This window comes from Streptomyces morookaense, assembly GCF_013030945.1.
Classification (GTDB): domain Bacteria; phylum Actinomycetota; class Actinomycetes; order Streptomycetales; family Streptomycetaceae; genus Streptomyces; species Streptomyces morookaensis.
In genome coordinates this window covers 18,136-41,727 of sequence record NZ_JABBXF010000059.1, presented here as the reverse complement: position 1 = coordinate 41,727, position 23,592 = coordinate 18,136, and the positions used below count along the sequence as shown (strand labels likewise).

General features: G+C 70.7%; 23 protein-coding genes and 2 riboswitches. Of the genes, 7 read left to right on the top strand and 16 right to left on the bottom strand.

Features of this window, described 5'->3' with window-relative positions; genetic code table 11:
* Nucleotides 1-31 precede the first annotated feature (31 nt).
* Nucleotides 32-1,201: a cysteine desulfurase family protein gene (locus HG542_RS23775; protein ID WP_171084712.1), complete on the bottom strand. Its 1,170-nt coding sequence runs from the start codon at nt 1,199-1,201 to the stop codon at nt 32-34.
* Between the two features lie 106 nt (nt 1,202-1,307).
* Between HG542_RS23775 and HG542_RS23770 the strand changes: the two genes are divergently transcribed.
* Both HG542_RS23770 and HG542_RS23765 read left to right on the top strand, forming a co-directional pair.
* Nucleotides 1,308-1,796: a carboxymuconolactone decarboxylase family protein gene (locus tag HG542_RS23770; protein ID WP_171084711.1), complete on the top strand. Its 489-nt coding sequence runs from the start codon at nt 1,308-1,310 to the stop codon at nt 1,794-1,796.
* A 37-nt stretch (nt 1,797-1,833) separates the two neighbouring features.
* Nucleotides 1,834-2,412, top strand: coding sequence for a TIGR03086 family metal-binding protein (locus HG542_RS23765; protein WP_171084710.1), 579 nt, complete (start codon nt 1,834-1,836; stop codon nt 2,410-2,412).
* Between the two features lie 3 nt (nt 2,413-2,415).
* On the opposite strand, the gene HG542_RS23760 is transcribed toward HG542_RS23765, so the two are convergent.
* The 10 genes from HG542_RS23760 to HG542_RS23715 form a co-directional block, all read right to left on the bottom strand.
* Nucleotides 2,416-3,075 carry a trimeric intracellular cation channel family protein gene (locus tag HG542_RS23760; protein WP_171084709.1) on the bottom strand — a complete coding sequence of 220 codons (660 nt, stop codon included), beginning with the start codon at nt 3,073-3,075 and terminating at the stop codon, nt 2,416-2,418.
* A 28-nt stretch (nt 3,076-3,103) separates the two neighbouring features.
* Nucleotides 3,104-4,498 (bottom strand): M1 family metallopeptidase, encoded by a 1,395-nt coding sequence (locus tag HG542_RS23755; RefSeq protein ID WP_171084707.1) that lies wholly within the window; start codon nt 4,496-4,498, stop codon nt 3,104-3,106.
* Between the two features lie 87 nt (nt 4,499-4,585).
* Nucleotides 4,586-5,575 carry an ABC transporter ATP-binding protein gene (locus tag HG542_RS23750; RefSeq protein WP_171084705.1) on the bottom strand — a complete coding sequence of 330 codons (990 nt, stop codon included), beginning with the start codon at nt 5,573-5,575 and terminating at the stop codon, nt 4,586-4,588.
* Nucleotides 5,576-5,586: 11 nt separating this feature from the next.
* Nucleotides 5,587-6,630 carry an ABC transporter ATP-binding protein gene (locus HG542_RS23745; protein ID WP_171084703.1) on the bottom strand — a complete coding sequence of 348 codons (1,044 nt, stop codon included), beginning with the start codon at nt 6,628-6,630 and terminating at the stop codon, nt 5,587-5,589.
* Nucleotides 6,627-7,640 carry an ABC transporter permease gene (locus HG542_RS23740; RefSeq protein WP_171084701.1) on the bottom strand — a complete coding sequence of 338 codons (1,014 nt, stop codon included), beginning with the start codon at nt 7,638-7,640 and terminating at the stop codon, nt 6,627-6,629. The genes HG542_RS23745 and HG542_RS23740 overlap by 4 nt, the downstream gene beginning before the upstream one ends.
* A 122-nt stretch (nt 7,641-7,762) precedes the next feature.
* A complete protein-coding gene (locus HG542_RS23735) occupies nt 7,763-9,523 on the bottom strand; it encodes an ABC transporter substrate-binding protein (protein WP_444546192.1) in 1,761 nt (586 codons plus the stop codon).
* A gap of 74 nt (nt 9,524-9,597) precedes the next feature.
* A complete protein-coding gene (locus HG542_RS23730) occupies nt 9,598-10,596 on the bottom strand; it encodes an ABC transporter permease (protein WP_171084699.1) in 999 nt (332 codons plus the stop codon).
* Between the two features lie 300 nt (nt 10,597-10,896).
* Entirely contained in the window at nt 10,897-11,703 is an 807-nt protein-coding gene (locus tag HG542_RS23725; RefSeq protein WP_227725349.1) for an enhanced serine sensitivity protein SseB C-terminal domain-containing protein, read from the bottom strand.
* A gap of 98 nt (nt 11,704-11,801) precedes the next feature.
* Nucleotides 11,802-12,557 (bottom strand): enhanced serine sensitivity protein SseB, encoded by a 756-nt coding sequence (locus HG542_RS23720; protein ID WP_171084697.1) that lies wholly within the window; start codon nt 12,555-12,557, stop codon nt 11,802-11,804.
* A gap of 167 nt (nt 12,558-12,724) precedes the next feature.
* Nucleotides 12,725-13,288, bottom strand: a complete 564-nt coding sequence (locus HG542_RS23715; protein ID WP_229922511.1) for an AAA family ATPase — start codon at nt 13,286-13,288, stop codon at nt 12,725-12,727.
* 146 nt (nt 13,289-13,434) lie between these two features.
* Nucleotides 13,435-13,529: riboswitch (glycine riboswitch) on the top strand.
* Nucleotides 13,530-13,630: riboswitch (glycine riboswitch) on the top strand.
* Between the two features lie 30 nt (nt 13,631-13,660).
* Here HG542_RS23715 and gcvT point away from each other — a divergent pair.
* From gcvT to HG542_RS23690, 5 genes are all read left to right on the top strand, one after another.
* Nucleotides 13,661-14,776 (top strand): glycine cleavage system aminomethyltransferase GcvT, encoded by a 1,116-nt coding sequence (gene gcvT / locus HG542_RS23710; RefSeq protein WP_171084693.1) that lies wholly within the window; start codon nt 13,661-13,663, stop codon nt 14,774-14,776.
* Between the two features lie 84 nt (nt 14,777-14,860).
* Entirely contained in the window at nt 14,861-15,238 is a 378-nt protein-coding gene (gcvH, locus tag HG542_RS23705; protein ID WP_171084692.1) for a glycine cleavage system protein GcvH, read from the top strand.
* A 33-nt stretch (nt 15,239-15,271) separates the two neighbouring features.
* Nucleotides 15,272-16,534: a serine hydroxymethyltransferase gene (gene glyA, locus HG542_RS23700; RefSeq protein WP_171084691.1), complete on the top strand. Its 1,263-nt coding sequence runs from the start codon at nt 15,272-15,274 to the stop codon at nt 16,532-16,534.
* A gap of 134 nt (nt 16,535-16,668) precedes the next feature.
* The gene (locus tag HG542_RS23695; protein WP_171084690.1) at nt 16,669-18,051 is read left to right on the top strand and encodes an L-serine ammonia-lyase; all 1,383 of its coding nucleotides are present in this window, start codon (nt 16,669-16,671) and stop codon (nt 18,049-18,051) included.
* 51 nt (nt 18,052-18,102) lie between these two features.
* Complete coding sequence (locus HG542_RS23690) at nt 18,103-18,417, top strand: hypothetical protein (protein ID WP_171084689.1); 315 nt, start codon at nt 18,103-18,105, stop codon at nt 18,415-18,417.
* Here HG542_RS23690 and HG542_RS23685 read toward each other — a convergent pair.
* From HG542_RS23685 to HG542_RS23665, 5 genes are all read right to left on the bottom strand, one after another.
* The gene (locus tag HG542_RS23685; RefSeq protein ID WP_227725352.1) at nt 18,414-18,923 is read right to left on the bottom strand and encodes an N-acetylmuramoyl-L-alanine amidase; all 510 of its coding nucleotides are present in this window, start codon (nt 18,921-18,923) and stop codon (nt 18,414-18,416) included. The two genes, HG542_RS23690 and HG542_RS23685, sit on opposite strands and share 4 nt — an antisense overlap.
* A 260-nt stretch (nt 18,924-19,183) precedes the next feature.
* Nucleotides 19,184-19,699 carry an ATP-binding protein gene (locus HG542_RS23680; RefSeq protein WP_227725353.1) on the bottom strand — a complete coding sequence of 172 codons (516 nt, stop codon included), beginning with the start codon at nt 19,697-19,699 and terminating at the stop codon, nt 19,184-19,186.
* 266 nt (nt 19,700-19,965) lie between these two features.
* On the bottom strand, nt 19,966-20,733 hold the full coding sequence (locus HG542_RS23675) for an enoyl-CoA hydratase/isomerase family protein (protein WP_171084684.1): 768 nt from the start codon (nt 20,731-20,733) through the stop codon (nt 19,966-19,968).
* Nucleotides 20,734-20,822: 89 nt separating this feature from the next.
* Complete coding sequence (locus HG542_RS23670; RefSeq protein ID WP_171084683.1) at nt 20,823-22,070, bottom strand: L,D-transpeptidase; 1,248 nt, start codon at nt 22,068-22,070, stop codon at nt 20,823-20,825.
* 267 nt (nt 22,071-22,337) lie between these two features.
* Nucleotides 22,338-23,576, bottom strand: coding sequence for a L,D-transpeptidase (locus tag HG542_RS23665; RefSeq protein WP_373313087.1), 1,239 nt, complete (start codon nt 23,574-23,576; stop codon nt 22,338-22,340).
* Nucleotides 23,577-23,592 lie beyond the last annotated feature (16 nt).

Here is a 23,592-nt window from a genome sequence, read left to right as displayed (position 1 = left end):
TCGGACACGGCCCCGCGCCCCTGACGGGGCCCTAGCTCAGCCCCGCGCTCCGGGCCCGTTCCACCACGGGCCCGATGGCCTCGATCACCGCCGCCACGTCCTCCCGCGTCGACGTGTGGCCCAGCGAGAACCGCAGCGTCCCCCGCGCCAGTTCCGGATCCGTCCCCGTCGCCAGCACGACATGGCTCGGCTGCGCCACCCCGGCCGTGCAGGCCGAGCCCGTCGAGCACTCGATGCCCTGCGCGTCCAGCAGCAGGAGCAGGGAGTCCCCCTCACAGCCCGGGAAGGAGAAGTGGGCGTTGGCCGGGAGCCGGCCCGCCGGGTCCGGGTCGCCGCCCAGGACCGCGTCCGGGACGGACGCCCGCACGCCCGCGATCAGCTCGTCCCGCAGGGCACCCACCTCGCGCGCGAACTCCTCGCGCCGCTCGGCGGCCAGCGCGCCCGCGACGGCGAACGCGGCGACGGCCGGCACGTCGAGCGTCCCGGAGCGCACGTGCCGCTCCTGGCCGCCGCCGTGCAGCAGCGGCACGGGCGCGTACCGGCGTCCCAGCAGCAGTGCGCCGATCCCGTACGGGCCGCCGATCTTGTGCCCGCTGACCGTCATCGCGGCGAGCCCCGAGTCGGCGAACCGCACGTCGAGCTGGCCGAAGGCCTGCACCGCGTCGGCGTGCACCGGAATGCCGAACTCGCCTGCGACCTCGGCCAGTTCGCGCACCGGCAGCACGGTGCCGATCTCGTTGTTGGCCCACATCACGGTGACCAGGGCCACATCGTCCGGGTTGCGGGCGATCGCCTCGCGCAGCGCGTCCGGGTGCACGCGCCCGTAGGAGTCGACCGGCAGGTACTCGACGGTCGCGCCCTCGTGCGCGGCGAGCCAGTCGACGGCGTCGAGCACGGCGTGGTGCTCCACCGGGCTGGCCAGGACGCGCGTACGGGCCGGGTCGGCGGCGCGGCGGGCCCAGTACAGGCCCTTCACGGCGAGGTTGTCCGCTTCGGTGCCGCCCGCGGTGAACACCACTTCGCTGGGGCGCGCGCCGAGCGACGCGGCGAGCGACTCGCGCGCCTCCTCGACGGTGCGGCGCGCCCGCCGCCCGGCGGCGTGCAGCGAGGAGGCGTTGCCCGTGAGGGCGAGCTGGGCGGTCATCGCCTGCACCGCCTCCGGGAGCATCGGGGTGGTGGCGGCGTGGTCGAGGTAGGCCATGGTGGGCACGATTCTACGAGGCGGCCCGCCGGGCGGTACCGGGCGTCCCGGCCGTGCGCGGGCGGGGTTTGCGTTGGAGTTCGCTCCAACTCTTATCGTCATGTCCATGAGCAACGGGAACAGCCTGAACAACCGGCAGGACACGACCCTCGGCGAGCGCTACGAGCGCGGCCTGGCCATGCTGGACACGGTCGACGGCGAGGCCGGCCACCGCGTCGTCGAATCCCTCGCCGACATCTCCCCGGAACTGGGCAACCAGGTCATCTCCTGGGCCTTCGGCGAGATCTACGCCCGCCCCGAACTGGCCCCGCGCGAGCGCCAGCTGGTCACGCTCGGCATGCTGACCGCCCTCGGCGGCTGCGAGGCCCAGCTGGAGGTGCACGTCAACGGCGCGCTCAACGTGGGCCTGACGCCGACGGAGGTCGTCGAGGCGCTGCTGCACTCCGCGGTCTACTGCGGCATCCCGAAGGCCCTCAACGCGACGTTCGTGGCCAAGAAGGTCTTCGCCGAGCGCGGGCTGCTGCCGGTGAGCAATCAGGGCGCGCCCGGCGGCTCTTCGCGCCCCGGCAGGGGCGCCCGGTCAGGGGCGCACTAGGACACGCTCCGACCTACATGATCGTTAACCTGTTCGCATGAACACAACAACCGACCCCCGCCCCCTCCTCGCCCGCGCCACCGCCCAGTTGGCGGAGCTCGTCGCCACCGTGCCCGCCGAGCGGCTCGGGGACCCCACGCCGTGCGAGGAGTTCGACATACGCGGACTCCTCGCGCACCTCGTCGGCGGTCTGGAGGCCGGTGCGCTGCTCGGCGAGACCGGTGAGCCCCGGCGGCTCGCGCCGGTCACGGACGTGCCGGACGACGGCTGGGCGGCGGCCTACGAGGCGGGGCGGGCGCGGCTGGCGGCCGCCTGGGCGGACGACGCGAAGCTCGACATGGCCGTCGCCGTGCCGTGGGGCGAGATGCCGGGCCGGGCGTACCTCGCCTCGGGGTGCGTGCTGGAGACCGTCGCCCACACCTGGGACCTCTCGCAGGCCCTCGGCCACCCGCTGCCGCTGGACCAGGAGCTCGGGGAGTACGCGCTGGAGTGGGCCCGGCAGAAGCTGACGGCCGACCGGCGCGGCGAGGGCGTGCCGTTCGGCCCGGTGCGGCCGGCCCCCGAAGACGCGGACGCGTACGGGCGGCTGGCGGCCTGGCTGGGCCGGACGGTCTGAGACTCAGAGCTCCTCGGCGGCCGCGCTCCTGCGGTGCCAGGCGCGCGGCGCCCTCCAGTGGTAGTGCATGGCCAGCAGCCGCAGGACGAAGGCCGTGACGACCGGCACGGCGGTGGTGGGGCCGTCGAGCACGTGGTAGCGGATCATCAGGGCGGCGATGGCCGCCCCGACCATGGCGGGCACGGCGTACAGGTCGCGGTCCCAGCGCAGCAGCGACGGCACCTCGTGGGCGAGTATGTCGCGCAGCACACCACCGCCCACGGCCGTGGCCAGGCCGAGGGTGGCGGCGAAGGTGAGGCCGAGCCCGCGGTCGTAGGCCTTGACCGTGCCGGACACGCAGAACAGCCCCAGTCCGGCCGCGTCGAAGACGCCCACCGCCCTGGTGATCCGCTCCACCTCCGGGTGCAGGAAGAAGACGATCAGCGTGGCGACCAGCGGCATGAGGAAGTAGCCCAGGTCGGTGAAGGCGGCGGGCGGCACGGCCCCGATGATCAGATCCCGGAACAGCCCGCCGCCCAGCGCCGTGACCTCCGCCAGCACGGCCATGCCGAAGACGTCGAAGTTCTTGCGGACGGCGAGCAGCGCGCCGGAGATCGCGAAGACGAAGATCCCGGCGAGGTCGAGCGAGTGCTGGACGGAGGGACTGAACAGATCGGTGAGCACGCGACATTCTTACTCGTCGCGTACACGATTACCGCAGCGCAGGCTTTCCGGGGCTCGACAGCCAGGTGGCGAAGAGATCACCGAGGTCCTTGCCGGAGATCTTCTCGGCGAGGGCGACGAACTGGGCGGTGTTCGCGTTTCCGTACCGGTGCTGAGCGGTCCAGGTGGGCAGCAGCTTGAAGAACGCCTTGTCGCCGATCCGCTCGCGGAGCATCTGCAGGGTCATCGCCCCGCGCTCGTAGACCGAGTCCGAGAACATGGTGTCGCGCTGCGGGTCCGCCACATCGATCTTCCAGAAGGCGTCGTCCGGCTTGTAGCCGTTGTACGCCTTGAGGAAGGAGTCATGGGCGCTGCGGGTGCCCTTGTGCTCGTCCCACAGCCACTGGGCGTAGGTGGCGAAGCCCTCGTTGAGCCAGATGTCCTTCCAGCGCTCGACGGAGACCGAGTCGCCGAACCACTGGTGGGCGAGCTCGTGGACGATCGTGGTCTCGCTGCGCACCGCCGAGTAGACCGGCTTCGACTGCACCTCCAGGGAGAAGTGGGCGTCCGGCATGTCGTCGACGATCGCGCCGGTCTCCTCGAAGGGGTACGGGCCGAAGATCGTGGACCAGTAGTCGGTGGCCGCGGCCGTGATGCCCCAGAAGTCCGTCTTGCCCGTCTGCAGGCCCTTGTTGACGGCGACGTACTCGGGGATGCCGCCGGGGGTCTTCCCCGTCCGCACGTCGAAGTTGCCGATCGTGGCGGTGGCCAGGTACGTCGCCATGGGGCGGCTCTCTCGCCAGTGGGTGACGGTGGTGGCACCGCTGTCGCGGGTGGAGATCAACCTGCCGTTGGAGACGGCGGTCAGGCCCTTGGGGGCCCGGACCGTGATGTCGAAGGTCGCCTTCTCCGACGGGTGGTCGCTGGACGGGAACCAGGTGGAGGCCGCGTTGGGCTCGCAGGCCACGAAGACGCCGTCCTTGGTCTTCATCCAGCCGTACTTGGACCCGAAGATGATCGGGCCGCCGAGCGCCTGCGGGACGCCGCCGTAGGTGACGGTCACCGTGAAGGCTCGGCCCTTGGCGAGGGCGTGCCGCGGGGTGATGACGAGCTCGTCGCCGTCGTGCCGGAAGGCGGCCGGGCGGCCGTCCACCTCGACCTTGGAGACGTCCAGCTGCTGGAGGTCGAGATCGAAGGAGGACAGGCTCTGGGTGGCCCGCGCGGAGACGGTGGTGCGGCCGTCGATTCTTCCGGTGTCCGGGGCGTACGAGACGTCGAGGTTGTAGTGCCGGACGGTGAAGCCGCCGTTGCCCTCGTGGGGAAAGTAGGAGTCGCCGATGCCGGCCGCCCCGGGCGAGGGGTGCTGGGCCGGAGCCGCGGATATCAGACAGGCGGAGGCCGCGGCGGTGGCAAGGGCGAGCAGTCTGGTGGGGGTGCGGGTCATGTTCCGTCCTTTCAGCGGTAGTTCAGCGTGCCGCGACGACCCTTCCCGCACAAGGGCCCCACCATGCACTTGTGCAACGCGCTCGTCCTACTCGGGAAAGTGACAGGCCACTTGATGGCCGGTACGCAACTCCAGGAGCGGAGGCTCCTGTTCCGAGCACACCTCGGCGGACTTCCAGCACCGCGTCCGGAACCGGCACCCCGACGGCGGCGAAATGGGCGACGGCACATCCCCGTTGAGCAGAATCCTCTTCCGCTGCGTCCGCCGCCGCGGATCCGGCACCGGCACCGCCGACAACAACGCCTTGGTGTACGGATGCGCAGGCGCCGTGTACAGCGACGTCCGGTCCGTCAGCTCCACCAGCTTGCCCAGGTACATCACCGCGATCCGGTCGGAGACGTGCCGGATGACCGACAGGTCGTGCGCGATGATGACGTACGTCAGGCCCAGTTCGTCCTGGAGGTCGTCCAGCAGGTTGACCACCTGCGCCTGGATCGACACGTCCAGCGCCGACACCGGCTCGTCGGCGACCACCAGCTTCGGCTTGAGCGCGAGCGCCCGCGCGATGCCGATGCGCTGCCGCTGGCCGCCGGAGAATTCGTGCGGGTAGCGGTTGTAGTGCTCGGGGCTGAGGCCGACGAGCTCCAGCAGCCCCTGGACCTCCTTCTTCACGCCGCCCTCGGGGGCGATCCCCTGGAGCCTGAAAGGGGCGCCGACGATCGTGCCGACGGTGTGCCGGGGGTTCAGCGAGGAGTACGGGTCCTGGAAGATCATCTGCACGTCGCGCCGCATCGGGCGCATCCCCGAGACACCGAGGTGGGTGATGTCCCGGCCCTCGAACTCGATCCGCCCCGCGGTGGGTTCGAGCAGCCGGGTGATCAGCCGGCCCATGGTCGACTTGCCGCAGCCGGACTCGCCGACCACGCCCAGGGTCTCCCCCGTGCGCACGTCGAAGGTGAGGCCGTCCACCGCCTGCACCGCGCCCACCTGGCGCCGCAGCACCCCCTTGGTGATGGGGAAGTGCTTGACCAGCCCCTCCACCGTGAGCAGGGCTTCCGGAGGTCCGGGGTTCGTCATCGCTCGGTCCTTCACAGCTTGGGCGCAATCTCTTCGGTCCAGATGCGCGTCCGCTCCTCGTGCGCGAGGTGGCAGGCGGAGTGGTGCCCGTCGTCGCCCGGTACCGGCGTGAGTTCCGGGCGCTCCGTCCGTGTGAGGCCCCCCTCGGGCACGTCCGCGTACGGGCAGCGCGGGTTGAAGGCGCAGCCCTCGGGCACGTTGATGAGGCTGGGCGGGCTGCCCTTGACGGGGATCAGCCGGTCGGTCTGCTCGCGGTCGATGCGCGGCATGGAGCCCAGCAGGCCCCAGGTGTAGGGGTGCCGGGGGCGGGTGAAGAGCGCCTCGGCCGGTCCGCGTTCGACGCAGCGGCCCGCGTACATCACCAGGATGTCGTCGGCGAGTTCGGCGACGACGCCCAGGTCGTGGGTGATGATGATGACGGCCGAGCCGAACTCCTTCTGCAGGTCGCGGATCAGGTCGAGGATCTGCGCCTGCACGGTCACGTCCAGGGCCGTGGTCGGCTCGTCGGCGATGAGCAGTTCGGGGTTGTTGACCAGCGCCATGGCGATCATGGCGCGCTGGCGCATGCCGCCCGAGAACTGGTGCGGGTAGTCGTCCACGCGGCGGTCGGGCTGCGGGATGCCGACCCTGTCCAGGAGTTCGACGGCCCGTTTGCGGGCGGTCCTCCGGTCCACGGCGTGGTGGACGCGGTAGGCCTCGACGATCTGTGCGCCGACCGTGAAGTAGGGGTGCATGGCCGACAGCGGGTCCTGGAAGATCATGGCCATCTTGCTGCCCCGCAGCCGGCGCACCCGGTCGGGGTCGGCTCCGATCAACTCCTCGCCGTCCAGGTGCACTTCGCCGGAGATCCGGGCCCGCGCCGTGCGGTGCAGGCCCATGACGCCGAGCGAGGTGACGGACTTGCCGGAGCCGGACTCGCCGACGATGCCGAGCGTGCTGCCGCGGCGCACGTCGAAGCTGATGCCGTCCACGGACTTCACCAGGCCGTCGTCCGTGTCGAAGTGGATCTTCAGGTCGCGCACGGAGAGGAAGACCTCCCCGGTCTGTTCGCTCACGAGTACCTCACCCTGGGGTCGATGGCCGCGTAGACCAGGTCCACCAGCAGATTGCAGACGACGATGAAGAAGGCGGCGACCAGGGTGACGCCCATGACGACGGGCAGGTCGTTGTCGCGGATGCCGGAGACGGCGTACTCGCCGAGTCCCTTGAAGGAGAAGACCTGTTCGGTGATGACCGCACCACCGATGAGCAGGCCGAAGTCCATGCCGAAGATGGTGACGATCGGGGTCAGCGCGGCACGCAGGCCGTGCTTGGCGACGACGACGTTCTCCTTGAGGCCCTTGGCGCGGGCGGTGCGGATGTAGTCCTCGCCCATCGTCTCCAGCATTCCGGCCCGGGTCAGCCGGGCGTAGAGCGCGGAGTAGAGGAAGGCGAGGCTGCACCAGGGCAGCAGCAGGTTCCAGGCCCACTCGGCGGGGTTGTCGGTGAAGCTGACGTAGTTCACGCCCGAACTCCACAGCGGCCACTGGACGGTGAAGATCGCCAGGCCCAGCATTCCGGTGAAGAAGATCGGCAGGGAGACGCCCGCCAGGGCGACGCCCATGGACAGCCGGTCGAAGAACGACCCGCGCCGGAGCGCGGACAGCACGCCCACCGCCACGCCGGACACCAGCCAGATCACGGCGGCACCGACGGCCAGCGAGAGGGTGACGGGGATGCGGGAGGTCAGCTGCGGCCAGACCTCGATGTGGTTCTTGAAGGAGTAGCCGAAACAGGGCGCCGAGCAGTGGGCCGCGTCCGGGCCGAAGCTGTAGTCGGCGCCGGCGAAGAGGGCCTTGACGAAGTGCCAGTACTGCTCGTAGATCGGCTGGTCGAGGCCGAGGTTGTGCTTGACCGCGGCGATGGAGGAGGGGTTGGCGTCCTTCCCCACGTACTGCGCGGCGAGCTGGTCCACCGTCTGCCCGGCGATCCGGGGGACGAGGAAGAAGATCGCGAAGGTGACTGCGCTGACCACCAGCAGCAACAGCACCGCGGCGAACACGCGTCGGATGATGTACGCGGCCACAGCTGTGCGGCGCCGGGCCCGCCGGACGGGCCCCGTGGGATCCGTCCGGCGGCCGCCGGGGTGCCTTCACCTGCCTTTCGGGTGCGGGTGGCGGAACGATTCCGCTGCTTACTCGGAGGCGTTTACTTGGAGACGCTCATCAACGCGTAGTCGTACATGCCGAGATACGCCTGGGTGACCGTGACGTTGGCGGCACCGGTGGGGCGGAAGAGCAGGTTCTTGCGGTAGACCAGAGGCACCGCCGAGGCGTTGTCGGCGATCAGCTTGTCGATATCGCCCCAGGCCTTGTTCCGCGCAGCGGCATCGGTGTTCTTGATGGCACTGTTGAGCATCTCGTTGATCTTCGGGTCGTCGAGCTCCTGGACGTTGTTGCCGCCGGAGGGCTTGATGGCCGCTCCGTTGGTGATCTGGTCCAGGAAGCCGAAGCCGGTGGGCCAGTCGGCGCCCCACGCCGTCATGATCATGCCGAGGTTGTGGCTGTGCACGTAGTCCGGCACCCCGGCGAAGTTGGTGAAGTACTTGCCGCTGGGGAAGGACTTGATCTCGGCCGTGATGCCGATCTTCTTCAGCGAGGCCTGTACGGCGGTGGCCATGGCCATCTCGGTGTTCCGGTCCGAGCGCGCCGTCAGGGTGGTGGTGAAGCCGTTGGGCTGACCGCACTGGGCCAGCTCCTCCTTGGCCTTGGCGATGTCACCCTTGCCGTTCGGCGTGGGGTACTCGTCGAACTTGGTGTAGCCGTTGACCGTCGGCGGCAGCAGCGTGGTGGCCACGTCGCCCTTGGGGGGACCGCCGGCCGCCTCCTGCGCGGAGGCCCGGTCGACGCCCCACTGGACCGCCTTGCGGCAGTGGATGTTGTCGAAGGGCTTCACGTGCAGATTCAGGCCGATGTACGAGGTCGCGCCGGCGATCGCGGAATCCGTCTGCTTCTTGTACTTGGGGTCCTGCAGCACCTTCGGCTGGGTCTGCGGGTCGACACCGTTGCCCTGCGCGTCGACCTGAAGACTGTTGTTGATCAGGTTGTTGTCGATGGTGACCTGGTTGACCTTGAACTTGATCTCGACCTTGTCCGGCAGCGCCTTGCGGATCGGGTCGGTCTTCGGGTCCCACTCCGGGTTGCGCACCAGCGTCGCACCCTTGCCGTCCTCGTACGAGGAGAACTTGTACGGACCCGAGGAAATGATGTGCTTGACGTAGTCGGCGCCCTTGTCGGCCTTCTGCGGCACGGGAGCCGTCCCGGGGAGACCCGCGAGGTAGTCGAAGTCCGCGAAGCCGTCCTTGAGATGGAAGACGATCGTCCGGTCGTCCGGGGTCTCGATGGACTTGATGCCGTCGGGGCTCTTGTCCTTGTACGGGCCCTGGTACTTGTCGCCGTCGGCCAGGTGCGCCTTGAAGTAGGTCGGCCCGTTGGACAGCGCCTCGGGCGCGAAGTTGCTGCGCTCGACGGCGTACTTGACGTCCTTGGACGTGACGGGGGTGCCGTCCTCGTACTTCACGCCCTGGCGCAGCGTGTACGTCCACGTCTTGGCGTCGGCGCTCGGCTTGCCCAGCGACTCGGCGAGGTCCGGGACGATCTGCAGCCCGGCCTTGCCGACCGCGGGCTTGAAGGTGGTGAGCGAACGGGCGTACAGCCGGGCGAAGTTCTGCACCCAGCCGTAGTAGGTGTTGCCGGGGTCCAGGGAGTCGGGGACGTCGGAGTGGGCGAACGTCAGCGTCCCGCCCTTCTTGTCGGACGGGTTGACGATGGAGGCGAGGGCCGCGTCGGCCGCGGAGCTGCCGCCGCCCTTCCCGCCGCCGCTGTCCTTGGACCCGCCGCCGCAGGCCGTCGCCCCGAGGGCCAGGACCACGGCGGCGGCCATCGCGGCCGTCGCTTTGCTTCTCTTCACCTGAGGAACGCCTCCTCGAACGATGACGGAACGGCGGACCGGCAGGCGGCCGCTCAAGAGGTCTGTCGCGCTGATCACTTGCTGCGGGGGTCGAGCGCGTCGCGCAGCCCGTCGCCCAGCAGGTTGAAGGCCAGGACCGTGACGAAGATGGCCAGGCCCGGCACGATCATGTATTGGGGATCGGCCTGGTAGAGGCCCGTCGCACTGGTGAGCATGCCGCCCCACGAGGCCTGCGGCGGGGCGATGCCGACGCCGAGGAAGCTCAGCGCGGCCTCGAAGAGGATGTTGGTCGGGATCAGCAGCGTCGAGTAGACGAGGATCGGTGCGACCAGATTGGGCAGCAGCTCCCGGAAGAGGATGAACGGACCGCGCGCGCCGAGGCTTCTGGCCGCCTCGACGAACTCCCGCTCCCGCAGGCTGAGCGTCTGCGCCCGCACGATGCGGCCCATGTAGGGCCAGTTGAAGAAGCCGATCACGAAGATCAGCACACCGATGCGCAGCGGCAGCCCCGAGAACCCGAAGGCGCCGTCCTGCAGGGAGGCCGAGATGGAGATGGCGAACAGCAGCAGGGGGAAGGCCAGGAACGTGTCCATCATCCTGCTGATCACGCTGTCCACCCAGCCGCCGTAGAACCCGGCGACGACGCCGAGCACGGTGCCGAGGACCACCGAGAGCACCGTGGCACCCGTGGCGACCAGCAGCGAGACCCAGGACCCCTCGATGATCCGGGCCAGGATGTCTCGCCCGTACTGCGGGTCCACGCCCAGCGGGTGCTCCCAGCTCATACCGCCCCAGGAGCCCTTGGGGGCGAGCAGGGACGGGTCGACGAGGTCCTGGTGGAAGGCATTGGGGTCCAGGCCGAAGACGGATTCGATCGGTTTGGCGAGCGCCGCCAGCAGGACGAGCAGGATCACCACGATCCCGCCGGCCACGGCGACCCTGTCCCGTCTGAAGCGGAGCCAGGCGATCTGGTAGAGCGAACGCCCTTCGATCTGGCTCCTCTTCGCCCCGGCGAGGACGGCCTCGGGCTGCGCGCCGGCAGCGGACCCGGTGGTCTCGATGGGTGCTGTCATCGTTGCGGGGACCCCCCTCGCCACCGAAGTGGCCGGTTCACATCACTGGTGCGGTTGGTGCGCAGAAGTGGAGCGATGGTGCGGGGTGGTGCGGGATGGTGCGGAAACATCACGCGGAGCAGGTCGTACACAGGACCGAACGCCCTTTGAAGCGGGAGTCTTCAATGTGGTCGCGATCACTGCCAGACCCGGCCGCCAAAGGATGCGCAACCGTGATGTGCGTAGGGAGCTTCCGTTATACGGACAGACCGGTCCCGTCAGCGGAACGGAATCGGCGGTGCCGCGCGCCGAGTTGACGGGTCAGTACGCCCCGGCCTGCCAGCCGTGCTGCGGCGGGTAGCCGTAACCGGACACCGGGGAGGGCGCAACGGGGGCCGGGGTGCCGCCGCCGTAGGCGTCACGGTCGTAGAAGGGCCGGGCGTTGGCGCGCATCCACATCGCGACGGGGTCGTACTCGTCCGCGAGGGAGACGGTCGACACCGGCAGCCCGTCCGGCACCGCGCCGACCGACTGCTGCATCATCAGGCGCACCGACTCCACGGCGGCCCGGGACGTGTCGTACAGGTCGAGGCCGATCGCCAGGTACGCGGCGCCCAGCGCGGGCTGCACCCAGGCGCGGCGCAGCGCCCGGACGGCCGGGGTGTTGCGGGCGTTCTGCGCCAGCAGCGCGTAGAACTGCGGGATGTCGGCGGCGGGTTCGCTCAGCCGCAGCGGGCCGGCCGGCAGCCGGTCCAGGCCGCCGGTGATGCGCCGCAGGTCGAGCCAGGGGATGCCGACACCGCCGCCGGGCGCATGGGGGTTGAGCCACAGGCCCCAGCGGTCGGGGTAGAGCGCGGCGGCGACGGACCGGCCGGAGACGACCTCGTGGGCCCGGTTCCAGCCGCTGGCGGCGAGCTCCTGCGCGGACGTCACGCACGGCGCGTAGCCCAGGCCGTCGACCTCCATGTTCCCGTACTGGGCGTCGGGGGAACCGGCCTGACCGTGCCACAGCAGCATCCACACGCGGCCCTCGGCCACGGCCCTCAGCAGCGCCTCATAGGTGTCGTACCGTCCGGGCGCCACCTGGCGCAGCACCTGCTCCACGCCGCTCTCCGCGCCCGCGCTCACCTGGTCCGCCTCTTCTCTCGGCACGGGGAGCGCGGCCGCGCTCCCCGTGTTGGTCGTCCAACCAGCTTACGAGCCCGCGGCGGCGGGCACGGGTGCTGTCACAGGTCACGGTCGTAGAACGGACGCACCTGAGCGCGCATCCAGTCACCGACCGGGTCCTGGGCGACGTCGAGGAAGACCAGCTGGACGGGCCAGGGCACGGGGGCCGCGCCCAGCGCGCGGCCGACGGCGGCCATGGCGGCCTCGCGGCTGCCCGGGTCGGGGAGGTCCAGCTCTATCCCCACGAAGAGGGCCGGATCCGCGCCCTCGATGCTGGCCAGGGCGCGCCGGGCGGTCCGGACCAGGCCGGTCGCGGCCAACTCCAGCCCGGCGGCGGCGAGGAAGGCGGTCGGCTCCTCCTGCCAGTCCGGCTGGAAGAGCCGGACGCGGCCGCCGGTGGCGTCGCCGTCCAGCACCGTGCGCCCGGCCCGGCACAGCCCGGCCACGGCGGGCGCCGGCAGCGGCACCGTGACGGTGCCCTCCGGGTTGACGACGATCCCGACCCGGGGCGGCAGGCCGCGGGCGAACTCGACCGCGGGCGCGACGGCGAAGTCGGTGCGGTCGCCGACGACGCGGCGGAACTCCTGCTCGGAGCTGAACACCGGGACGTAGGCGGCACCGTCGATGTCCATCGCGGGGATGTCGAGATCCGGGCTGGCGGCGCCGCCGCCGTTGGGCAGCGGGATCCACACGCTGCTGCGCCCGAGCGCCTCGACGATCCGGGGCCCGGCCCCGGCCACCCCGACCGAGGCGGCGAGCACCGCCTCGAGCTCGTTGGCGGGCCAGTCGTAGGGCTGCTGCGAAGGGATGCTCATGTCGTCCAACCACCGTGTCGTCAAAGGCGCGCAGGGGAACTTTAACGGTTCCCCTGCAACGGGGCGGGGCCGGTCCGTTGTCGGCCGCGGGCCGTGCGTGGCTGGTCGCGCCCACGCGGCGCAGCCGCACATGTCAACAGCCCCGCGCCCCTTCGGGGCGCGCCGGCTCAGCCGAAGGTGATGATGCGCACCGTGTCCGCCGCCTCGCGGTCCAGGACCGCCACCGAGTCGACCCCCCGCGGGAGGCGCCCGGCCGCCGCCCCCGCCACGAGGCGCCCCATGGCGCGCCGGTGCCGTGCGAACACCCGCCGCGGCACGCGTCGCCCCCGCCTCATCTGGCCCTCCAGCGCCACCGCCGGCTCGACGACCAGCAGCAACAGGTGCAGCGCACCCCCGCGCCGCCGCACGCCCCGCGCCAGCCAGCGCCGTACCAGGCCCACCCGCCCGCTGTCGTGCACCACCACACTGCCGCCGGCCCGCAGGGCACGCCGCAGGGCGGCGAAGTGCAGCAACCGGGCCACGGGCCGGTACAGCCCGTAGGGCACCCGGCCGGGCAGCCGCCGCTCCAGCCGGAGGCGGGAGTCCTGGGAGTCCACGCACCGCACCGGAACGCCCGCGGCGTCCAGCGGGGCCACCGCCCGCCGGATCAGCGTCGTCTTCCCGCTGCCGGGCAGCCCGGAGACGACCAGCAGATCGCCGGCCGGGTACCGCAGGTCGACCACCTCCGTCATGGCACCTCCCTCCTGCCGATACCCGCAGAACGTAAAAGAAAGGTAATCCAATTCACGGGGCCGCACCTGGTCCATCGCACGCCCGTACGTGCAATGATGTGCGCGCCGAAGCACGACCGGCACGACCAAACTGCATACCGGCCGCTCGAATCCGTGCGGGAGAGTCCCGGGCACCGACCCGGGCGCCGAAGGAGCAAGTTCCTCCCTTGAATCTCTCAGGCCCCGATACCGCACGGGCGAGGCAGATCTGAAAAGCGGGCCGCCCGTTCGGCGGTCCCACCCAAGGTGCAAGCCGGGGAGCTCCCGGTGAACCTCTCAGGTTCCGATGACAGATGGGGAGGACGTCCTCACTGCCATGCCTGGGAGCCCCACATGACCGTTGCCCCTCGCCGAACGGCCCTCGACGCGACGCACCGCGCGCTCGGCGCCACCATGACCGACTTCGCGGGCTGGGACATGCCCCTGCGCTACGGCAGCGAGCGCGACGAGCACCTCGCCGTGCGCACCCGCGCCGGGCTGTTCGACCTCTCCCACATGGGCGAGATCACCCTGACCGGCCCGCAGGCCGGCGCGGCCCTGGACTTCGCCCTGGTCGGCAACCTCTCCGCGCTGGCGGTCGGCCGGGCCCGGTACACCATGATCTGCAACGCGGAGGGCGGCATCCTCGACGACCTGATCGTCTACCGCCTGGGCGAGCAGGAGTTCATGGTCGTCGCCAACGCCTCGAACGCGCAGACCGTGCTGGACGCGCTCACCGAGCGCGCCGCCGGCTTCGACACCGAGGTCCGCGACGACCGCGACGACTACGCCCTGATCGCCGTCCAGGGCCCCGCCTCCCCCGGGATCCTGAAGTCCGTCACCGACGCCGACCTGGACGGCCTGAAGTACTACGCGGGCCTGCCGGGCACGGTCGCGGGCGTGCCCGCGCTCATCGCCCGTACCGGCTACACCGGCGAGGACGGCTTCGAGCTGTTCGTCGCGCCCGCCGACGCGGAGAAGCTGTGGCAGGCCCTGACCGAGGCGGGCGCCGCGGCCGGCCTCGTGCCGTGCGGCCTCTCGTGCCGCGACACGCTCCGCCTGGAGGCCGGCATGCCGCTGTACGGGCACGAGCTGACCACCGCCACCACACCGTTCGACGCCGGACTCGGCCGAGTGGTCAAGTTCGACAAGCAGGGCGACTTCGTCGGCCGCGAGGCGCTGCAGGCCGCCGCCGCGCGCGCCGAGACCGCCCCGCCGCGCAAGCTGGTCGGCCTGGTGGCCGCCGGCCGCCGCGTGCCCCGCGCCGGGTACCAGGTCGTGGCGGGCGGCGAGGTCGTCGGCGAGGTCACCTCGGGCGCCCCCTCCCCCACCCTCGGCAAGCCGATCGCCATCGCCTACGTGGACGCGGCGCACGCGACGCCCGGCACGGAGGGCGTGGCCGTGGACATCCGTGGCAGCCATGAGGCGTACGAGGTCGTGGCGCTGCCGTTCTACAAGCGCGAGCGCTGATCGACTTCTCTTCCGTTCTCTCTTCCGTCTCACCTGTCAAGACCCGTTGCACAAGCATTGACCCGCGTACAGGAGAATCGACCCATGAGCAACCCCCAGCACCTGCGCTACTCCAAGGAGCACGAGTGGCTTTCGGCCACCGACGAGAACGGTGTGGCCACGGTCGGGATCACCGAGTTCGCCGCCAACGCGCTCGGCGATGTCGTCTTCGCCCAGCTCCCGGCGGTCGGTGACACGGTCACCGCCGGCGAGACCTGCGGTGAGCTGGAGTCCACCAAGTCGGTCAGCGACCTGTACGCCCCGGTGACGGGCGAGGTCATCGAGACCAATCAGGACGTCGTGGACGACCCGGCGCTGGTGAACTCCGCCCCCTTCGAGGGCGGCTGGCTGTTCAAGGTGAAGATCACGGACGAGCCGGCGGACCTGCTGACCGCCGACGAGTACACCGACTTCGCCGGCTGACCCAAGTCCTCCTCTCTCGTCCAGGAAGAACTCATGTCCCTGCTGAACAGCCCCCTCCATGAGCTCGACCCCGATGTCGCCGCCGCCGTCGACGCCGAACTCCACCGCCAGCAGTCCACCCTCGAGATGATCGCCTCGGAGAACTTCGCTCCGGTCGCGGTCATGGAGGCCCAGGGCTCGGTCCTCACCAACAAGTACGCCGAGGGCTACCCCGGCCGCCGCTACTACGGCGGCTGCGAGCACGTCGATGTCGTCGAGCAGATCGCCATCGACCGGATCAAGGCGCTCTTCGGCGCCGAGCACGCGAACGTGCAGCCGCACTCCGGCGCGCAGGCCAACGCCGCCGCGATGTTCGCCCTGCTCTCCCCCGGCGACACGATCCTGGGTCTGAACCTCGCCCACGGCGGGCACCTGACCCACGGCATGAAGATCAACTTCTCCGGCAAGCTCTACAACGTGGTCGCCTACCACGTCGACGAGCAGACCAACCGGGTGGACATGGAGGAGGTCGAGCGCCTCGCCAAGGAGCACCGTCCGAAGCTGATCGTGGCCGGCTGGTCCGCGTACCCGCGCCAGCTGGACTTCGCGGCGTTCCGCCGGATCGCCGACGAGGTCGGCGCGTACCTGATGGTCGACATGGCCCACTTCGCGGGCCTCGTCGCCGCCGGTCTGCACCCGAACCCGGTGCCGCACGCGCACGTCGTCACCACGACCACGCACAAGACGCTGGGCGGTCCGCGCGGTGGTGTGATCCTCTCGACGGCCGAGCTGGCCAAGAAGATCAACTCGGCGGTGTTCCCGGGTCAGCAGGGCGGCCCGCTGGAGCATGTGATCGCGGCCAAGGCGGTCTCCTTCAAGGTCGCGGCGAGCGAGGAGTTCAAGGACCGCCAGCGCCGTACGCTGGAGGGCGCGAAGATCCTGGCCGAGCGCCTCGTCCAGGACGACGTGACGGCGGAGGGCGTCTCCGTCCTGTCCGGCGGCACGGACGTGCACCTGGTCCTGGTGGACCTGCGCCACTCCGAGCTGGACGGCCAGCAGGCCGAGGACCGTCTCCACGAGGTCGGCATCACGGTCAACCGCAACGCCATCCCGAACGACCCGCGCCCCCCGATGGTCACCTCGGGCCTGCGGATCGGCACCCCGGCGCTGGCCACCCGCGGCTTCCAGGCCGAGGACTTCCGCGAGGTCGCGGACGTCATCGCCGAGGCGCTGAAGCCGGGCTACGACGCGGAGGCCCTGCGCGCCCGTGTCACCGCCCTCGCGGCGAAGCACCCGCTGTACCCCGGGCTGAAGTAGTCCGTCGGCTCCTGCTTTACCCGCCGGTAAGGGGCACCAGGGCACACTGAAAGGTGAGCCCCGGTGCCCCGCACCGCGTGACCCCCCGTACAACCGAGTACCACCCCGTACCACCGACCAGAGGAGCAGCCACCGTGGCCATCTCCGTTTTCGATCTCTTCTCGATCGGCATAGGCCCGTCCAGCTCCCACACGGTCGGCCCGATGCGTGCGGCGCGGATGTTCGTACGCCGCCTGAAGAACGAGGGCCTGCTGGCCCACACCACCTCCGTGCGGGCCGAGCTCTTCGGCTCCCTCGGCGCCACCGGCCACGGCCACGGCACCCCCAAGGCCGTCCTGCTGGGCCTGGAGGGCCACTCCCCGCGCACCGTCGACGTGGAGATCGCCGACGACGAGGTGGAGCGCATCCGCACCACCAAGCGCCTCAGGCTCCTGGGCACCGAGATCGGCTCGGCCCACGAGATCGACTTCGACGACACCACCCAGCTGATCCTGCACCGCCGCCGCGCCCTGCCGTACCACGCCAACGGCATGACGCTCTTCGCCTACGACGAGGCCGGGGCGCCGCTGCTGGAGAAGACCTACTACTCGGTCGGCGGCGGCTTCGTCGTCGACGAGGACGCGGTGGGCCAGGACCGCATCGTCCTGGACGACACCGTCCTGAAGTACCCCTTCCGCACCGGCGACGAGCTGCTGCGGCTCTCCCGCGAGACGGGTCTGTCGATCTCCGCCCTGATGCTGGAGAACGAGAAGGCCTGGCGCACCGAGGACGAGATCCGCGAGGGCCTGCTGGAGATCTGGCGCGTGATGCAGGCCTGCGTCGCGCGCGGCATGTCCCGCGAGGGCATCCTGCCGGGCGGCCTGAAGGTCCGCCGCCGGGCGGCCAGTTCGGCGCGGCAGCTGCGCGCCGAGGGCGACCCGCAGGCCCGCGCGATGGAGTGGATCACCGTCTACGCCATGGCGGTCAACGAGGAGAACGCCGCGGGCGGCCGCGTCGTCACCGCTCCCACCAACGGCGCCGCCGGCATCATCCCGGCCGTTCTGCACTACTACATGAACTTCGTGCCGGGTGCGGACGAGGACGGCATCGTCCGGTTCCTCCTGGCCGCGGGCGCGATCGGCATGCTCTTCAAGGAGAACGCCTCGATCTCCGGCGCCGAGGTCGGCTGCCAGGGCGAGGTCGGCTCCGCCTGCTCGATGGCCTCCGGCGGCCTCGCCGAGGTCCTCGGCGGCAGCCCCGAACAGGTCGAGAACGCGGCCGAGATCGGCATGGAGCACAACCTCGGCCTCACCTGCGACCCCGTGGGCGGCCTGGTGCAGATCCCCTGCATCGAGCGCAACGGCATGGCCGCGGCGAAGGCCGTCACGGCGGCCCGCATGGCCCTGCGCGGCGACGGCCGCCACCACGTCTCCCTCGACAAGGTCATCAAGACCATGAAGGAGACGGGCGCGGACATGAAGGTCAAGTACAAGGAGACCGCCCGCGGCGGCCTCGCGGTGAACGTCATCGAGTGCTGACCGCCGCCGCACCCTGACGGCGTTGTCAGTGGCACCCCGTACGCTCGTCGTATGGGTTACGCAGACCTGCGCGAGCTGCAGAGCGCGCTCAGCACCGCTTCCGACATCGCCTTCTCCCTCGACGCCGCCGCCCCCGCCCCGCACGAGGCCGAGCAGTTGCTCGAGGCCCTGCGCAGGGCGACGGCCGCGGCGGCGGCGCTGGGCGCGGGGGCGGGGGCCACGGGCTGCGCCGAGCACCCGAAGGGGGCGGTGGATCCGCTGTACGGGGACAAGGACGATCCGCTGCCGCCCGGCTGGGGCCGCTGTCTGCTGTGCAACGACCGGCGGCGCCGGGCGAATGCCGCGCAGCGGCGCTCCTGGCGTTAGGGCCTGTCCCAGGGGGCGGTCACCAGGGCCATATAGCGGTCCCAGTCCCAGTACGGCCCCGGGTCGGTGTGCGTGGAGCCCGGCACTTCGACGTGGCCGATGATGTGGTCCCGGTCCTTCGGGATCCCGTAGCGGTCGCAGACGGCGGCGGTCAGCCGGGCCGAGGCGCTGTAGAGGGCGTCGGTGAAGTACTCGGGACGGTCGATCCAGCCCTCGTGCTCGATGCCGATGCTGCGGGTGTTGTAGTCCCAGTTGCCCGCGTGCCAGGCGATGTCCTTCTCGCGGACGAACTGGCCGACGTAGCCGTCGGCGGAGGCCACCATGTAGTGCGCCGAGACCCGGGAGCCGGGGTCCTGGAAGATTCTCCGTGCGTCCTGGAAGGTCTCCTGGGTCACATGGATCACGACGAGCTCCACCGGATGGGCACCGGGGCGGTGGGAGACCGTGAAGTCGGCCCCGGCGGCCGGAATCCAGTGGGTCGGCGGATAGGACAGAAGCGAAGTCACCGGACCTCCTTGCATAAAAATAAGCTACTGCGGGCGATCATTCACCAAATGCAAGGTAAGTGTCGGAACTCACCTTGGAATGAGCGGGACTCGTTTTGGTATTGACTACCCGCGTCTGCCATAGTCGAAGCCACGACCCCCATTGACCCGGGCCAGGTCGTCATCGCGCCGCGGAATACACCCCACCCCTTTCCGCGGCCACAACGAAGAGGCCCCCGGCCCGTCGTACGACGACGGATGGGGGCCTCTTCGTCGTCGCGTCAGCGGTCGGCCACCCGCATCTCGAACCAGGTCGTCTTGCCGCACGCGAGCAGGTCCACGCCCCAGCGGTCCGACAGCTTGTCCACCAGGAACAGCCCGCGCCCGCTGGTGTCCAGCTCGCGCACCGGGATCAGGCACGGCAGCCCGCGCGAGGGGTCGCGCACCTCGATGCGCATCCAGCCGCGCCGGCGCCGCATCCGCAGCCCGAAGTAGCGGGCGCCGGTGTGCCGGACGGCGTTGCCGACGAGCTCCGAGACGAGCAGCACGGCGTGTTCGGTGATCTGGGCGTTGAGCCCCCAGTGCCGCAGGCACACGGTCTGGGTCAGCCGGCGGGCGGCCACGGCGGATGGGGGCTGGGAGGGCAGCCGGATCTCACCCGTCATCGGATTGCCGAACAGCTCCAGCGCCTTGAGCGCCAGCTCGTCCTCGACGTTCGGCGTCCACCGCACCGGGGTCGCAACGGCCCGCTGCCGCGGCTGCTCCATTCCCTCCAGGCCCGCCATGTCCCCCATCATGGCCGCCGTTTCGTCACAAGGGATGAGGAACGGCCGGATCCGATTCCCCGGAGGCGAGCCCTCCGGGGAGCCTCCGCGACATATGCCACTGGCTCCGGCGCGCCGGGAAGAGGGCAACTGACCTGCGGCGGACCCCGATCCACCACGGCGCGCCGACGGCTTGGCGCAAGGCTCCCGGGAGCATGCGGAGTCGTGCCGGAATTCCCCCACAAGAGGCAACGCCCGGAGCGCGGGACTCCGGGCGTATCTCCTCAACAGGCCATGGTTCAGACGAACTTGGCCTTGCCAGGCCCTTCCTCGACGAAGCTGCGCATACCGATCGCGCGGTCCTCGGTGGCGAAGAGCCCGGCGAACCAGGTGCGTTCGATGGTGAGCCCGTTGTCGATGTCGGTCTCCAGGCCCGCGTCCACCGCCTCCTTGGCGGCGCGCAGGGCGATGGCCGGGCCGGCCGCGAGCCGGGCCGCCCAGGCGTGCGCCTGCTCGTAGACCTCGCCGGCCGGCACCACGCGGTCGACGAGACCGAGCGTGAGCGCCTCGTCCGCCTTCACCTGACGTCCCGTGAAGATGAGGTCCTTGGCACGGGACGGGCCGATGAGCCGGGACAGCCGCTGGGTGCCGCCCGCGCCGGGGATGAGGCCCAGCAGGATCTCGGGCTGGCCGAGCTTGGCGTTCTCCCCGGCGATCCGGTAGTCGGCGCAGAGCGCGAGTTCGCAGCCGCCGCCGAGCGCATAGCCGGTGACGGCGGCGACGACGGGCTTGGGGATCCGGGCGACGGCGGTGAAGGCGTCCTGGAGGCCGCGGGACCGGGCCACCATCGCGGCGTGGTCCATCTTCTGCATCTCCTTGATGTCCGCGCCGGCCGCGAACACCTTCTCCCCGCCCCACACCACGACGGCGCGCACGTCGTCCCGGTGGGTCACCTCCTCGGCCAGCTCGCGGAGCCGGTCCTGCATGGCGACGTCCAGTGCGTTCATCGGCGGGCGGTCCAGGCGGAGCGTGCCGACACCCTCGGCGACCTCAAGATGCACAGTCATGGCAGCAGGTTAGCCCCCGTTAACGAAGGGCGGCCCGGTGCACTTGGTCACAGTGCACCGGGCCGCCCGAACAGCCGTCGGAAGAGGCGTCAGTTGCCGGAGTCGCCGCCGCTCGGGGCCGTCCACTGGGACCACGGCATGTTCCAGCCGTTGAGCCCGTTGTCCGGCTGGATCGTCTTGTCCTCGGAGTTCTTCACGATCACCACGTCGCCGATGAGCGAGTTGTTGAAGAACCAGGAGGCCGGCGTGGAGGGGTCCGCGCCGCCGCGCTCGTCGTACAGGCCGACGCAGCCGTGGCTGGCGTTCTCCGAGCCGAACGTTCCTTCACCGGACCAGTAGTTGCCGTGGATGAAGGTGCCCGAGTTGGACAGGCGCATGGCGTGCGGCACGTCGGAGATGTCGTACTCGCCGCCGAAGCCGACCGTGCGGCCGTCCATGCGGGTGACTTCGTCCTTCTCGCTGATGACCATCTGGCCGTTGTACGTCGAGTGGCCCGGTCCGCCGGCCGAGATCGGGATGGTCTTGAGGGTCTTGCCGTCCCGCACCACGGTCATCTGGTGGCTGCTCGCGTCGACCGTGCTGACCTGGCTGCGGCCGACGGTGAACTTCACCGTCTTCTTCTGGGTGCCGTAGACGCCCTCGCGGCCCTGCACGCCGTCGAGGTCCATGCTGACCGTCACCTTGGTGCCGGCCGCCCAGTAGTTCTCCGGACGGAAGTCGAGGCGGTCGTTGCCGAACCAGTGCGGCTTGATGTCGACGGCCGGCTCGGCGGTCACCTTGATGGCCTGCTGGACGGCCTTGGGGTCGGTGATGCCGCGGCTGAAATTGATGGATACGGGCATGCCCACGCCGACGGTGGTGCCGTCCTCCGGCGTGAAATAGCCGACGAAGGTGTTCTGGGGCGTGAGGGTGGTGAAGACGGCGTGCTTGGCCGACTCGCGGCCCTTGTCGTCCTTCGCCACCGCGTCGACCGTGTACTTCGTGGAGGCGGCGAGGTGCCCGGAGGGCTGCCACTCCGAACCGCCCCCGGATATCTTGCCGTCGACCGTGTTGCCCTTGGCGTCGGCGACCTTGACGGACGTCAGACTGCCCTTCTCCGCAGTGATCTTGAGCGCGCCGCTCGTGGCGACGTCGCTCGCACCGTCCTTGGGCGCGATGTCCACCACGGCGACGGAGGCACCGTCGGCCTTGCCGCTCGCCTTCCCCCCGTCACCGTCCCCGCCGCAGGCGCTGACCAGCGTCAGCACCGTTCCGATCAACAGTGCGGACAGGCCTGCCCGACGGCCTCGGCGCACCGGTATCGGCTGCACGTTCACAACGGTTGTCTCCCTTCGCATGGCGCACGGCCACGCGGCGCCCCCTGTGCGCGGCTCACGCGCATGTCGATAGATAACCACACGCCTTTGGCGACGCTGACCTAGCGAATGTCACCGTTCGGTCCCAAATGAGAGGGGTGATACGAACCGTGCGCCTGGGGTGAGGGAGGTGACTGAAGTGAAGCGGTTGTTTCCGGACACGGTCACCAGGCGCGCAGCATATGCCGAGATACCCGGCGGGTCGAACTCGGGGGCGTGCGAACGGGCGTGGCACCCGGTGAGGCGGGGTCAGCCCCCGAGCGCCGACCCCGCGCGCCACTCCTCCCAGGACATGTTCCAGCCGCCCAGCCCGTTGTCCGGGGCCACGGTCCGCTCCCCGGAGTGGACGACCTCGACGACGTCGCCGACGAGCGAGGCGTCGTAGAACCAGCCCGCCGGGCTCGACGTGCTGCCGCCCTGGGTGTCGCGCAGCCCGATACAGCCGTGACTGGTGTTCACGGTGCCGAACGCCCCCGGCCGGGCCCAGTAGTTGCCGTGCAGGAACGTCCCGGAGGCGGTCAGGCGCATGGCATGCGGTACGTCCGAGATGTCGTACTCGCCCCCGAAGCCCACTGTGCCGCCGTTCATCCGGGTCACGTCGAACTTCTCGCTGATAACCATCCGTCCGTTGTAGGTGGCATTGCCCGGGCCGCCGGCCGTGATGGGCAGCGTCGCCATCGTCCGGCCGTCGCGGACGACTTCCATGGTGTGCCGCGCGGCGTCGACCGTACTGATCTGGCTGCGGCCGACGGTGAAGGTGACGGTCTTGTCCTGCGAGCCGTAGACGCCCTCGCCGCCGCGCACATCGCGCAGTCGCAGGGCGAGGCTGACGACGGTGCCGGGCTTCCAGTACGTACGCGGCCGGAAGTCGAGGCGGGTGGGGCCGAACCAGTGCGCGGCGATCTCGGCGGGCGGGTCGGAGGTGACGCGGATGGCGCGTTCGACGGCGGCCCGGTCGGTGATGGGCCGGTTGAAGCCAAGCGAAACGATCATGCCGGTGCCCACGGTGCTGTTCGGCTCCGGCGTGAAGTACCCGATGAAGCGGTGCTCGGGCACGTACGTCGTGAACGTGGTGTGCCGGGCGGCGCGGTGGCCGGAGACGTCGCGCGCCACCACGTCCACGGCGTAGCGGGCGGCCAGCCCGAGCCTGCCCTGCGCGGTGGGCCGCCAGGTGTGGCCGTCCGGGGTGATCCGGCCCGCCAGGGGGCGCTGCCCGCCGTCCTGGGTCTCGGTGACGTCCACCCGTTCCAGGGTGCCGTGCGGGACCCGCACCTCGAACCGGGCGTCCGCCGGGACGTCCTCCGCGCGGTCGCCGGGGACGACACGGATCAGCCCGGCGGCGGGGCGTGCGTCGTCGGTGAACGCGGTCCGCGGGGCGGCCGGGGTCACCGGGGAGACCGAGGTGCACCCGCCGAGCACGACCAGGCAGGCAAGGGCCGCCGCCGGCACGGCCAGTGCCCGTACCGCGCGCGAGAGTCCAAGTGTCACACCGGGCCCAACGACG